The organism is Shimia sediminis, from assembly GCF_003990645.1.
In the GTDB taxonomy this organism is placed as follows: Bacteria; Pseudomonadota; Alphaproteobacteria; order Rhodobacterales; family Rhodobacteraceae; genus Shimia; species Shimia sediminis.
Window position 1 is genome coordinate 1 of record NZ_RYZK01000001.1, and the last position, 13,363, is coordinate 13,363.

Consider the following 13,363-nt stretch of genomic DNA (forward strand, 5'->3'; position numbering starts at 1 on the left):
GCGGGGGTGAATCGTCTCTTCGTCATAGGGCTCATCCTTTGAGTGTTTTACTCTCCGGTAAACCCGGGGCGGTTCATAGAGAGCTACATTCAGAGCTTTTCCACCGACGCCCGTGAAATCTTTGAACACTTCAAGTTTGGAGAATTCATCACCCAGCTTGATGACGCAAACCTACTCTATAAGGCGGTGCAGCAAGTAAAAGGAGCCGATCTACGCCCGGAGGTCATTTCTAATCACGACATGGGCTTAGTGTTTGAAGAGCTAATTCGGCGTTTCGCAGAAGGTTCCAATGAAACCGCAGGTGAGCACTTCACACCAAGAGACATCGTCGATTTGACCACCTCCCTTGTTTTCATGGAAGACGATGAAGCCCTTACCAAGGAAGGCATCATCCGCACCATATACGACCCCACTGCGGGCACAGGGGGCTTTCTGTCTGCGGGTATGGAATATGTCCTCAAACTCAATCCCGCAGCCGTCATGCGGGCCTTTGGGCAGGAGTTAAACCCGGAAAGCTATGCCATCTGTAAGGCAGATATGCTGATCAAAGGGCAGGATGTCAGTAACATCAAACTGGGCAACACCCTGTCTCAGGACCAACTGGTCAATGATCGCTTCGATTATATGCTCTCCAACCCGCCATTTGGGGTGGATTGGAAAAAGATCGAAAAAGACATCAAAGACGAACACGCCATCAAGGGCTTCGATGGTCGGTTCGGGCCAGGTTTACCTCGTGTGTCTGACGGCTCGTTGCTGTTCCTGATGCACCTGATTTCCAAACTTCGTGACACCGACGAAGGGGGAGGGCGCATTGGCATCATTCTGAACGGCTCTCCACTATTCACAGGTGGGGCAGGGTCGGGCGAAAGCTAGATCCGTCGGCATATTCTGGAATCCGATTTGCTTGAGGCGATCATCGCCTTGCCAACGGACATGTTCTACAACACGGGCATTGCCACCTATGTCTGGGTGCTGACCAACAAGAAAGATCCGACGCGCAAGGGCAAGGTGCAGCTGATCAACGGCGTCGATTTGTTTGGCAAGATGCGGAAATCCCTTGGCTCTAAACGCAAACGCCTTGAGGACGATCACATTGCTACGATCACCCGATGCTTTGGAGCGTTTCAGGAGGTTTCGGCGGACGAGGGTGACACTTTTGCCTCCAAGATCTTTGACACACATGAATTTGGCTATCGCCGCCTGACCATCGAACGGCCTTTGCGCGAGAGCTACCAGTTCGGTGATGAGAGGATCGAAACCTTACGGTTTGCGCCCAAACCGCTGAACGCGATCACCCGATGGATCTATGACACCTATGGCAAAAACTGGGATGAAGAGGGCACGGAGTACGGCGTTCTTGATGCCCATGTGGATGAGATCCGCACCCATATCAAGGCCGAGTTCACTGAGCTAAAGGAAAATCAGATCAAGGATGCGTTGGATCCGGCCACATGGCGCCAGCAATTGGAGATCTTGAAAACTGCTCGGGCGTTGCAGGCCAAAATCGGGACGGACCAGCATGATGACATGAACCTCTATGATAAGGCGCTCAAGGTAACAGGGGTGAAAATGGATGCGCCGACCAAGAAACAGATCACTGCGGCGGTCAGCCGGAAAAACCCCAAGGCTGAGAAGGTCATCAAGAAAGTGCACAAAGACACCGCGCCGAACCCGACCTATGGTCTGTTTGACGTGAACGGTCAGACCGTTGAGTACAAACCCGATGGCGATCTGCGGGATAATGAGAACGTGCCGCTCGATCCCTCGCAAAGCGTGAATGCCGTGAATGAGGCCTATTTCGCGGCCGAGGTGACACCTCATGTGCCGGAAGCCTGGATTGATGGCAGCAAGGTCGATGCGATTGACGAAGAGATCGGGATTGTTGGCTATGAAATCCCGTTCAACCGCCATTTCTATACCTACACCCCGCCGCGTGAACTGGCCGAGATTGATGCCGATCTGGATGCAGTTAGCGCCGAGATCATGGCCTTGCTGCAAGAGGTGCACGAGTGATGCTAGGAGCCGTTAAGGGGTTTGAACCCTATCCTAACTACAAGTCGTCGAATGTTGAATGGATACCAACCTTGCCCGCCGGTTGGACGATCAAGCGGCTCAAACAAATTGTCGATACCGCTAGGCAGATCACTTACGGCATTGTTCAAGCCGGGCCAAATCTAGAGAAAGGTATTCCCTACATTCGCCCGGCCGATATGGAAGACGAAAAGGGTGTAAAAGACTTTGACAACTTGATGAAAACATCACCAGCTATCGCCTCCGACTACGAGAGGAGTGCGATCAAGGAAGGTGACATTGTCTGCTCTATTGGTCCAAGTTTCGGCAAGCTTATGATCGTGCCCAAAGAACTTGAGGGCGGAAACCTTACACAGGGTACTGCAAGGGTTGCAATCGATAGTGAAAACAATACCCGTTTTGTATTCTGGCTGCTGCGGTCATCCGAGAGTTTTCAGCAATGGGAAAGCAGCGTTGGTGGTGCGACCTTCAGAGCACTAAACTTGGGTCCCCTCTCAGAGACCTTTTTGCCAGTTCCACCTCTCCCAGAACAAACCCAAATCGCGGCCTTTCTCGATCACGAAACGGCCAGGATTGATGACTTGATTGCCAAGCAGCAGCGGTTGATTGCGCTTTTGGAGGAGAAACGTCAGGCGGTGATCAGCCATGCGGTGACCAAGGGCCTGAACCCCGACGCGCCCATGCGCCCCTCGGGCATAGACTGGCTCGGCGACGTGCCGGCGCATTGGGAAACACGCAAAATATCCAAGTTGACCAACAAAATCACCAACGGCTACGTCGGACCTACTCGTGACATATTGGTTGATGAAGGGTTGCCGTACATCCAAGCTACCCACGTCAAGAAGGGCAAAGTGAATTTTGATAACGCTTACTTTGTGCGCCGCAAATGGAGTGATGCCCATGCAAAATCTATTCTTGCTGAAGGTGACGTATTAGTCGTCCAAACTGGTGCGGGAACAGGTGACGTAGCATGTGTTTCAAAAGCTGAAGAAGGTTACAACTGTCACGCCTTGATAATTTTGAGCGCCATCAAGGAAGTCATTCAGGGACAGTTTCTTTCTTTGGCTCTCAGGTCAACTTTCGGTCAAGCGGTACTCTATTCAATCCGTACAGGAGGCATGCACCCTCACTTGAATTGCAGTGAAGTAAAGTTTGTCGACCTTCCCGTGCCACCACTCAACGAACAGTCTGAAATCGTAGACTACGTAAGGAACCAAACAGACAAGTTCGATGACTTAGACCAAAAAGCCCAATCGGCCATCCTTCTCCTCCAAGAACGTCGCACTGCTCTGATCTCTGCCGCCGTCACCGGCAAAATCGATGTGCGTGACTGGCGGTCACCAACCGACACCACCCATGGAGAAGCCGCATGAGTATCTCAACCGGCACCTCCAGAGAAATCGTGTTTCAGGACGAGATGATCCAGCAGCTGATTGCAGCAGGGTGGCAGTTGGGATCGCCTGCCAACTATGATCGTGAACGGGCGCAATATCCCGAAGACCTGCTGGGCTTTGTCAAAGATACGCAGGATGCCGAATGGCAGAAGCATGCGAAGAACTATCCTACGGATCCTGAGGGCAAACTGCTCGACCGGGTGGTCAGCCAGTTGCAAAGGGCCGATCCAAATGCGCTTAACACCCAACTGCGCACCTTTGGCACCCTCGGTGTGCTGCGCCACGGCATCAAAGACCGTAACGCTAAGTTCAAACTGTGCCAGTTCAAACCCGAACACGACCTCAACCCAGATACGCTCGCCCGCTATAAACAAAACCGCCTGCGCGTGGTGCCGGAACTGGTGTATTCCCCCTATGCGACCGACGAACATCTGGAAGAGACCGGCACGCAAGCCAAGAAGTGGCGCATTGATCTGGTGCTGTTTGTGAACGGCTTGCCGATTGCCACACTGGAACTGAAATCCGAGTTCAAACAATCGGTTCAGAACGCCATCAGTCAGTATAAGAAGACCCGCCTACCTGTTGATCCTGCTACGAAAAAGCCAGAACCGCTATTGACCTTCAAACGTGGTGCCTTGGTGCATTTCGCGGTTAGCCAGTACGAGGTCTATATGACCACCCGTCTGGATGGCTCTGACACCTTCTTTCTGCCCTTCAACAAAGGCACCAAAGAGGGGGGCGCCGGCAATGACGTTCCCGAGGATCAGAATGAATATTCCACCGGTTATCTGTGGCAAGAGGTGCTGCAACCCGACAATCTGCTGAACATCCTCGCCCGTTTTATGCATTTGCAGATCGAAGAAAAAGAGGACTGGCAGGGGAAGAAGTACAAGAAGGAAACCATGATCTTCCCGCGGTATCATCAGTGGGATGTTGTTGGGAAACTGATTGGGGCCGCCAAGAATGAGGGGCCGGGGAACAAGTACCTGATCCAGCATAGTGCGGGCTCGGGCAAGTCCAACTCGATTGCCTGGACAGCGCACCAGCTTGCGTCGCTTTATGACGAGAAGGGCAACAAGACCTTCAACTCGGTTATCATCGTGACGGATCGGACTGTGCTGGACGACCAGTTGCAGGAAACAATCTATCAGTTTGAACATGCGGACGGTGTGGTTGGCCGGATCAATCGCCAGGAAGGGGACGGGTCAAAGTCCGAAAAGCTCGCGAAGGCGCTTGAGGCGTCGCAACCCATCATAATCGTGACGATCCAGACGTTTCCTTATGTTCTGAAGGCGATTGAGAACAGCACGAGCCTGAAAGAGCGCCGCTATGCCATCATCGCCGACGAGGCGCATTCTTCGCAGTCAGGATCAACAGCAAGACAGTTGAAAGAGGTATTGTCGGTTGAAGCGAAGGAAGATGGTGAGGAGATGACCTCTGAGGACATTCTGGACGCGGCCGTGGCATCGCGTCGTGCATCGCCCAACTTGAGCTATTTCGCATTCACTGCGACACCAAAGACGAAAACCCTTGAGCTATTTGGCCGTGTGCCCAATCCTGCGGAACCTCCGTCGAAAACGAACTTGCCTCAGGCCTATCACGTTTATTCTATGCGCCAGGCCATCGAGGAAGAGTTCATCCTCGATGTTCTGAAGAATTACACCAGCTACAAGGTGGCCTATAACCTCGCGCTGAAGATGCAGAAGGCCGATGAGGAGGTCGATGCCAAGAAGGCCAAGGTCAAGCTAAACCAATGGGTGCGCCTGCATGACTACAACATCGCCCAGAAAGTTCGGGTGATCGTAGAACACTTCAAAGCCAACATCATGGGCCTGTTGGGTGGACAAGCGAAGGCGATGGTTGTCACAAGCTCACGCAAGGAAGCTGTGCGCTATAAGTTATTGTTCGACAAGTATATTCAGGACAAGGGCTACGACAAAATACACGCAATGGTCGCGTTTTCGGGTGAGGTAGAGTTTAAGTCAAGTGATCCGAACACATCTGGCTTGCTTGGTGAGAAATTCACTGAGCAAAGCATGAACCCCGGCCTGAAGGGCCGCGACATGCGTAAAGCCTTTGACACAGACGAATACCAGGTGATGATCGTTGCCAATAAATTTCAGACGGGTTTTGACCAACCAAAGCTTTGCGCGATGTATGTCGACAAGAAGTTGGCCGGCGTGGAGTGTGTGCAAACCCTGTCGAGGCTCAACCGTATTTATCCTGGTAAAAAGGTCAGTGGAACCTACGTGCTGGACTTTTTTAATGAACCGGAAGACATCTTGAGCGCTTTCCAGGAGTATTATCAGACCGCCGAACTCATAGACGTATCCAATCCTAATCTGGTTTACGACCTGTCGGACAAGCTTCGAGCGTTCGGAATTTTCAAATGGTCCGAAGTCGAACAGTTTTGCGAGGCGTACTTGCAGCAAAACAAGAGCAATGCTGCCATATCGAACATTTGCAAACCAGCGGTCGAGAGATGGACGAGCAGATACAAGTCTGCGGTCGAGGCCCATAAAACCGCCTATGAGACATTCGAACGGGCCAAGAAATCTGGCGATGCCGTTCTCATCGCGAACACAGAGAAAACCTTTAAAGAATGCAAAGAAGAAAAGGACGCTCTGGAACTCTTCAAGAAGGATCTGGGGACATTTGTCCGGTTCTACGAATTTATCTCACAGATCGTAGATTATGACGATAAGGAGCTAGAAAAACTAAGTCTTTTCGCTCGCAATCTGGCGCCACTTTTGCGTGAGGCGAGTGTCAATGACGATTTCATCGATCTGGAGGATGTGGCCTTAAGTCATTACCGATTGTCAAAATTGAAACAGCAAAATCTGTCCTTGTCCGTTGGCGGGCACGAGGGGTTAGAACCAGGATCTGGGCTTGGTAGCGGTGTGGCCAAGGATAAGTCTGAAGAGTTCCTTTCACAGATCATTGCGCGTTTGAACGATCTATTTGCAGGCGATGGGCTCACTGATGAAGACATGGTCAATTATGCTCAGACAATCAGCGACAAGGTTCGCGAAAACAGTCGAGTGATGACGCAGATTGCGAACAATACAAAAGAACAAGCAATGCTCGGGGATTTCCAGAAGGCAGTCGAAGACGCAATTCTGGACAGTAGTGTGGTTCATCAGAAGCAGATGACAAAACTTTTGTCGATGCCAGACAAAGGCGGTGTTTTTGCGGACATTATTTACGAGTTGTTGAATCGGTCACGGTAATGAGACCAGACGAAGACAATTGATTGGTTCCGTTAGAATTTCGAAGGCAGGAACTTTGATTTTTCCAACCGACCACTCCTATTGGTTGAAGGTTGTGTTTGAATCCAATTTTTTGAAATTTTTTTCATCTGCCTTGAATGAAAATACAGGCACGCTGAGTGCACTTACGTTTTTAACGCGTACGGTGGCCCTAGGATTTTCAGTTGGGATGCTCTCAGAGGCGTTCTAGACCGTTTTAAGGGCGTTCCATTTCTCTTTGTGCCCATTTTTCAATCTCTGCGAGAGTCCGTTTTTGTCTGCGTTGATCGGGGTTGTTTCGAACCGTGCTCTACGTAAGTTTAGTATTAAGCAGAGGCTGAAATCACAAAGATGGAAGCCAAAAGCGTCAAGAAAAACAAAAAGGAAGAGCGCATGCAGACAATTTTCATGCTTATGAGCAGATACGACACCCGTGTCATGGTTCCACTCGAGTTAGTTCGTAAAGACTTCTTTCCCGAATTAAGCCTAAACTTGCTTAAGACAAAGACGGAAAGCGGTGAGATACCACTGGTCGTAACCAGGTTGGGCCCGTCGCAAAAATCAAGCCGCATGGTGCATGTCAAAGACTTGGCTGATTTCATAGATGATCAAGCGAAGAGAGCCCGAACAGAGGCGCGAAGAAAGGTCGCGTGAGAACGCTTGTAAGCCAAGCTAGAGATAGGCGTCGAATTGCTCTTTTTTAAAAAACGCATTCGGTCTCAAAGAAATTGGTTAAGCTCTAAACCCTGTCCAACTTTCGGTGGGCAGGGTCTTTTTCTCATTGGAGCAATTTCCTTTATTAGGGTTCTCCGTTGTTTTTCCGACTTCACACTCCGATTTTAGCGAGCCAGCTCCAGTTTTCATACTTGTCACCAACTGACTTAAGGTGGGAGTAGCGCTGCAAGCTAGACCAGCTTTTGTGCCCCGTTACAGACATTGCTTGAGGTAGGGTACGGCCGGTTTCGATCAGCCATGATGCTGCTTCATGGCGCAAATCATGAAAGCAAAGATTTCGAATTTCCAAGAACTTGCAAGTTCCCGTGAATTGACGCCCAACGACGTCTTTATGGTATGGAAAAATTCGGTCGCAAACGCGAGGCATACTTTCAATAATTCGAATTGCTTGCGGGGGGAGTTCGCAAACAACATCGTTGCCTACCTTCTCGCCAGGATCTTTCATATCTCGAACTAGAATAGTCGAATGCTCTTTTGAGTAGTCGTCCCACAGAATGCGTGTGATCTCAGATTGGCGCCGGGCCGAAAAGAATGCGAAAGGAACAATTTTGCTCATCGGGATTGCTCTGCTGTCACGTTCTTCACGGTCAACAAAGGCTTCCATAATTGAATCCAATTCGGCAACGCTGGGGCGCCGTGTTCGCTTTTTGGATTTACCGGTGATCCCTAGGATTGTTGTGGTTTCTCGAGCTTGTTGCATGACCTGTTTGTCAAAGGGCACGTCGAAGGCAGGACGGGCGAGATTGAGACATCCAGACAGGTGGCTCATGTAGTTAGCGGTTGTTGCAGGTGACCGGTTGGCAGGGCCGTGTTGGCCTTCAGCCACTTGAGTGGCAAACTCAACAAGGTCAGATGGACGAAGCGAAGCAACTTCGAAGTCCGCCACCTCAAAATGTTTGATTGTCTTTAGAACTTGGGTTTTGGTCTTACCCATGTCTTTGTGATGCTTTTCAACTACCCTATCGATTAGCTCGCCGACTGTTGTACGTTCACGATCACTAGTTAACGTCCCTTTGTCATACGCGGCTTCAATGCGCTTGATCCAAGCTGTGGCTGCTGTCTTTCTGGAGAATGTGGCCGAGTTCCTGTAGACCACTTTTCCATCTTTCTTTTTGATGACTTGTGCTCGATGTTTGATACCCGATTTGGTGTTGCGTTCGACGATAGTGCCCATTATTTCTCACTTCTTATTTTTGGCATACCGGAGACATAAGGATGCGGTATGCCAAGCGCCAAGTGGGTATGCCAAAAGGTATGCCAAAAACTCAAAACGTTGCAAAACCCAGCAAAATAAGGCCAAAAAAGAACTGTAGGAATTCCATAAATGGTAGCCAAAATGACAGATAAGCCCTTAATTTCAAAGGCCGCGAGGCTGTCAGTTGCCCCTATGATGGACTGGACTGACCGCCATTGCCGGTATCTGCACCGGCTGCTGTCGCGCGAAACGCTGCTTTATACCGAGATGGTCACCGCACCGGCGCTGGTGCGTGGTGGGGCTGTGCATCTTCTCGACTTCAACACCGAAGAACATCCCGTGGCGCTGCAACTGGGCGGGTCTGATCCACAAGAGCTGGCGGAAGCAACCCGCATTGGTGCGGCCCATGGCTATGATGAGATCAACCTCAATGTCGGCTGCCCCTCGGACCGGGTGCAATCGGGAACCTTTGGTGCGGTGTTGATGAAAACCCCCGACTTGGTGGCCGAGTGCCTTTCGGCCATGCGCGCGGCCAGCCCGGTTGAAGTCACCGTCAAATGCCGCATCGGTGTTGACGATCAGGACCCTCACGAGGTTTTGCCGGCGTTTCTGGACCGTGTTGCCGCGACCGGTGTGCGGCGTATCACCATTCATGCCCGCAAAGCCTGGCTGCAAGGTCTCAGCCCCAAGGAAAACCGCGAGATCCCGCCGCTGGACTATCCCTTGGTGCACGAGATGAAGGCCGCCTTTCCCCATCTGCACATTTCGGTCAACGGCGGTATCTCGTCGTTGGATCAGGCCAAAGCGTTCCTGGATGCCGGTCTGGACGGTGTGATGATCGGGCGCGCGGCTTATCACAACCCGGCGGATATCCTGCTTGGGGCGGATACGCAGATCTTTGGCGCGGGCCATATGACGACAGCGGAACAGGCGGTACTGGACATGTTGCCCTATATCGATCGGCACCTTGCCAATGGGGGCAAAGTGCACCAGATCACCCGCCATATGCTGGGTCTCTTCACGGGGCGTCCCGGCGCGCGCATGTGGCGCCGCGTGCTCTCCGAAGGGGCGTCGCGCCCCGGAGCGGGCACCCGCCTGGTGCTGGACGCGCTGGCACATGTGAGTGATATTGCCGCCTGATGGCTGAAACGGGGAAGGGGCACCATGCCTGAAATGTCTGTACTGCTGCCGCTGGTGGCCATGTTGATGGTGATCGGTGCTTTTGCCGGTGTGCTGGCCGGGCTTCTTGGTGTGGGTGGAGGGATCATCCTGGTGCCTGCATTCTTCTATGCCTTTCAGGTGCTTGGCTATGGCGGCGATCAGCTCATGCAGGTCTGCCTCGCCACCTCTCTGGCGACGATCATCGTGACCTCGGTGCGTTCGGTCCTGAGCCACAACAAGAAAGACGCGGTGGATTGGGACGTCCTGCGGACATGGGCGCCGGGCATTGCTGTCGGCGCCATTCTTGGCGTGCTGGTCGCGGCCTCTCTGCGCTCGGTCACCCTGCAGGCCATTTTTGGCTGTCTTGGTATTGTCATCGGCCTTTATCTTGGGTTTGGCAAACAGGAATGGCGGCTGGCTGATGACATGCCCAAAGGCATCAAACGCGCGCTTTACAGCCCTGCGGTCGGCTTCATGTCGGTCCTCATGGGGATCGGAGGCGGCAGCTTTGGCGTGCCGCTCATGGCGCTGCATAACGTGGCCATTCACCGGGCCGTCGCCACTGCCGCGGGCTTTGGGGTCCTGATTGCGGTGCCCTCGGTCGCAGGCTTCCTTTTGCTTGAGATATCAGAGCCTTCTCGCCCGCCTTTCACAGTCGGCGCGGTCAATGTCCCGGCCTTCCTGCTGATCATCGCCATGACTCTTTTGACGGCGCCCCTGGGCGTGAAAATCGCCCATGCGATGGATCCGAAACCCCTGAAACGGGTCTTTGCCTTTTTCCTGATCCTTGTTGCCCTCAACATGCTGCGCAAGGCTTTTGGATGGTAAATGACCTCGCCAATCGGGGGTGGATCCGCTTTCCTTACGACCCAGAGGTCGAAGCCTGGTCCCGGGCGACAAACCACCTTGCCGAGGCCGCCATGGCAGACCCGGCGCTGGCCCATTGGTGGGTCTGCGAGGACACATGGTTCGTCGGGGTCGATGCGCTGGACAACGACGCCCATGGGCACTTGCCTGACGGAACCCCACTGCCGGACGGCCTCATGGCGCCACTCCATGACAGCTTTGGCCGCTATCCTCTTCACAAGGCACAGGTTTCTGTCATCCGGCCCGGCTATCCCAGACCGCGCGAGACCGAATCCGCAGCAGGGTATCGCTATCGCCTCAAGCGCGACGCCGCCCATGTGGACGGGCTGAAACCCGAAGGCCCGGACCGTCAGCGCATGGTCAAGGAACCACATGCCTACATCCTCGGTCTGCCATTGAACGACACAGCCCCCGAGGCCGCGCCGCTGGTGATCTGGGAGGGCAGCCACGAGATCATCCGCCGCGCCCTGCAGCGCGCCTTTGCGCCCCACCCACCTGACACGTGGGATTGCGTTGACGTGACCGGGATTTATCAGGCCGCCCGGCGCGAGGTGTTCGACACCTGCAAGCGTGTGACCCTCCACGCCCGTCCGGGCGAAGCCTATCTCTTGCACCGCCTGTCTTTGCACGGGGTTGCGCCCTGGGCGGGCCCAGACCAAGGCGACCGTCGCATCGCCTATTTCCGCCCCGACATGGGGTCGGTGCAAAAGTGGTTAGAAATGCCCTGACGATGCGCAGTCAATAGAGACGGCCGAAACGAAAGCTTACCGCGCCACCCGCGATGCCCGCCCGCCGCGCCGTTTGCGCAACTTTGGTGCTCGGGTCGGCAGCTCGTCCAGGATCGCGCTGCGTTCGTCGTTGTCCATCTTGGACCACCGGGTGATTTCGTCGATGGACCGGTAGCAGCCTGTGCAGATCCGTTCTTCGGGATGCACCACGCAGATCTGGATACAGGGGCTCTCGACCTCCTGCCGTTTCCAGACCTGATCCTTTTGTGCTTTTTCGCTCACGTCGCGCTCCTCAGATGCCCAAAACGATCCAATGCTCCCTGCAGGATATAAGAGGCTGCAACGTGATCGATTACCTCTGAGCGACGCTTGCGAGTCGTATCCGCCTCCAAAAGCGCTCTTTCGGCGGCCACGGTGGACAATCGTTCGTCCCAGAACCCGATGGGAATCGCCGTCAGAGTCGCCAGATTGCGGGCAAAGGCACGGGTCGATTGTGCGCGCGGGCCTTCCGTGCCGTCCATGTTGCGGGGCAACCCGAGGATGATGCCGCCTATGCTGCGCTTGTCGATGATATCCAGCAGCCGCGCGGCATCGACGCCAAACTTCTTGCGCTTGATGGTCTCAAGCGGGGTCGCGACGGACTGAAAACTGTCTGACACCGCCACCCCGATGGTCTTGGTCCCAAGATCCAGACCGATCAGGGCCTGCGTCCGCGGCAGGGCCTCGGCCAGCGCCTCGATCTCTTCGTAGATGTGGATCATTTGATCAGGCCAGCCTGCTCAGCCGCTGCGCGCACCACGGCCAGTGCCTCGGCATCTGCGTCAAAGACCTGCTGTGCCTCGGCCCAGATCGCCGCGGCCTGCTCGCCTTCGCCAAGAACACCATAGGCCCCGATCAGCCGCGCCCATTCGTTGGGGGTGCCACCTTCGGTCGCCAGGCGGTCGCTCAGGTTTGCCACCATGCCGCGGATCATTTCGTCGCGATCTTCGGCACTCATGTCTCCGGCGGCTTCCATGTCTTCCGCCGTTGGCCCGGACAGGGCAGGGGCCTCAACAGCGGGCATCTGGAACTTCACTCCGGCTTCCCAGGCCAGCCGCTCGATATTGGCGCGGATCGGGCCCAACCAAGGCGCGTCATGCGGCCCTTCGTACAACAGTTGCTCCCACAGCCGGAACGCCAGATCCTGACGGTCGTTCTGGATCAGCATCAAGCCCCAGTAATAGCGCGCGACCGGGTGGTTGGGCTGAATTTCGATCGCTTGGCGCAAGGAGGCCTCGGCCTCTGGCGACACATAGCCCTGGGCCGAGGAAATCATCAACTCGGCGTGGAACACGTAGTCACCCGGCGTGGCCTCAGCGGCTTTCAGGCGCAGCACGTGCCCCTGCGCCTCATAGGCAGCCTTGTCATTGCCCAGGTTCGCCTCGTTGCGCGCCAACAGCTGATGGCCCTGCAAATCGTCGGGCCGCTCGGCCACTGTCGTGCGCAGCTTTTGGATCAGCTCGGCATAGTCGCCTTCTGCCGCCAGCGGAGTCTGCACCGGCAAAGTTGCCTCATACTCGGACTGGCTGGCGCGATTGGCGTGCTTTTCCTTGGCCGCGTCGATCCGCACCTCAAGCGGGAAATCCGCGTAGCCCGGCGCGCCGATCTTCCAGTAAATCCCCAGACCGCCCCCAATCAGGATCAGCGCCATGAACGCCGCCATGACCAGACCAACCTGACGCGGTTGCCCGCCGGTGTCGCCGCCTTCTTTCAACTGTGCGTCCGCCGCCAGAATGCGGCGCGACACCTCGGCGCGCAGCCGTTCGGCGTCTTCCTTGCCAATGACACCGCGCGCCAGATCACGGTCCACATCCTTCAACTGATCGCGATACACCCGCAGGTCATAAGCCGCCGGAGGCTCTTCTTCCGGGCGGACCCGCAACAGGGCCAGAACCAAAAGGCCGGTGATGGCCAATGCGATCACGGTGACGACGACCCAGAATGTCATGTTGCCTCCTGCAAAAC

The 13,363-nt window shown here is 54.6% G+C and carries 10 protein-coding genes and 1 pseudogene; 7 read left to right on the forward strand and 4 right to left on the reverse strand.

Annotated features, from left to right (window positions below; translation table 11 throughout):
• The first annotated feature begins 240 nt into the window (after window positions 1–240).
• From EK369_RS22090 to EK369_RS22360, 4 genes and pseudogenes are all read left to right on the forward strand, one after another.
• A pseudogene (locus tag EK369_RS22090) lies at window positions 241–2,013 on the forward strand (HsdM family class I SAM-dependent methyltransferase).
• Window positions 2,013–3,404: a restriction endonuclease subunit S gene (locus tag EK369_RS00010; protein WP_127111641.1), complete on the forward strand. Its 1,392-nt coding sequence runs from the start codon at window positions 2,013–2,015 to the stop codon at window positions 3,402–3,404. The pseudogene EK369_RS22090 and the gene EK369_RS00010 overlap by 1 nt, the downstream one beginning before the upstream one ends.
• Complete coding sequence (locus EK369_RS00015) at window positions 3,401–6,655, forward strand: type I restriction endonuclease subunit R (RefSeq protein WP_127111642.1); 3,255 nt, start codon at window positions 3,401–3,403, stop codon at window positions 6,653–6,655. The genes EK369_RS00010 and EK369_RS00015 overlap by 4 nt, the downstream gene beginning before the upstream one ends.
• Before the next feature lie 426 nt (window positions 6,656–7,081).
• Window positions 7,082–7,327, forward strand: a complete 246-nt coding sequence (locus EK369_RS22360) for a pyocin activator PrtN family protein (RefSeq protein ID WP_368731910.1) — start codon at window positions 7,082–7,084, stop codon at window positions 7,325–7,327.
• Window positions 7,328–7,499: 172 nt separating this feature from the next.
• Here EK369_RS22360 and EK369_RS00025 read toward each other — a convergent pair whose 3' ends face one another.
• Window positions 7,500–8,582, reverse strand: coding sequence for a tyrosine-type recombinase/integrase (locus EK369_RS00025; protein WP_127111644.1), 1,083 nt, complete (start codon window positions 8,580–8,582; stop codon window positions 7,500–7,502).
• 162 nt (window positions 8,583–8,744) lie between these two features.
• Here EK369_RS00025 and dusA point away from each other — a divergent pair, with 162 nt between their 5' ends.
• The 3 genes from dusA to EK369_RS00040 are packed head-to-tail and all read left to right on the forward strand — an operon-like array spanning window position 8,745 to window position 11,359.
• Window positions 8,745–9,743, forward strand: coding sequence for a tRNA dihydrouridine(20/20a) synthase DusA (dusA, locus tag EK369_RS00030; RefSeq protein ID WP_127111645.1), 999 nt, complete (start codon window positions 8,745–8,747; stop codon window positions 9,741–9,743).
• A gap of 24 nt (window positions 9,744–9,767) precedes the next feature.
• Window positions 9,768–10,592, forward strand: coding sequence for a sulfite exporter TauE/SafE family protein (locus EK369_RS00035; RefSeq protein WP_127111646.1), 825 nt, complete (start codon window positions 9,768–9,770; stop codon window positions 10,590–10,592).
• Entirely contained in the window at window positions 10,586–11,359 is a 774-nt protein-coding gene (locus tag EK369_RS00040; protein WP_127111647.1) for a hypothetical protein, read from the forward strand. Before EK369_RS00035 ends, EK369_RS00040 begins: the two co-directional genes overlap by 7 nt.
• Before the next feature lie 36 nt (window positions 11,360–11,395).
• Here the strand turns inward: EK369_RS00040 and EK369_RS00045 are convergent, their stop codons facing one another.
• The 3 genes from EK369_RS00045 to ccmI are packed head-to-tail and all read right to left on the reverse strand — an operon-like array spanning window position 11,396 to window position 13,346.
• Window positions 11,396–11,641, reverse strand: coding sequence for a DUF1289 domain-containing protein (locus tag EK369_RS00045; RefSeq protein ID WP_127111648.1), 246 nt, complete (start codon window positions 11,639–11,641; stop codon window positions 11,396–11,398).
• Window positions 11,638–12,120 carry a Holliday junction resolvase RuvX gene (ruvX, locus tag EK369_RS00050; RefSeq protein WP_127111649.1) on the reverse strand — a complete coding sequence of 161 codons (483 nt, stop codon included), beginning with the start codon at window positions 12,118–12,120 and terminating at the stop codon, window positions 11,638–11,640. The genes EK369_RS00045 and ruvX overlap by 4 nt, the downstream gene beginning before the upstream one ends.
• Entirely contained in the window at window positions 12,117–13,346 is a 1,230-nt protein-coding gene (gene ccmI / locus EK369_RS00055) for a c-type cytochrome biogenesis protein CcmI (protein WP_127111650.1), read from the reverse strand. Before ccmI ends, ruvX begins: the two co-directional genes overlap by 4 nt.
• Window positions 13,347–13,363: the final 17 nt, after the last annotated feature.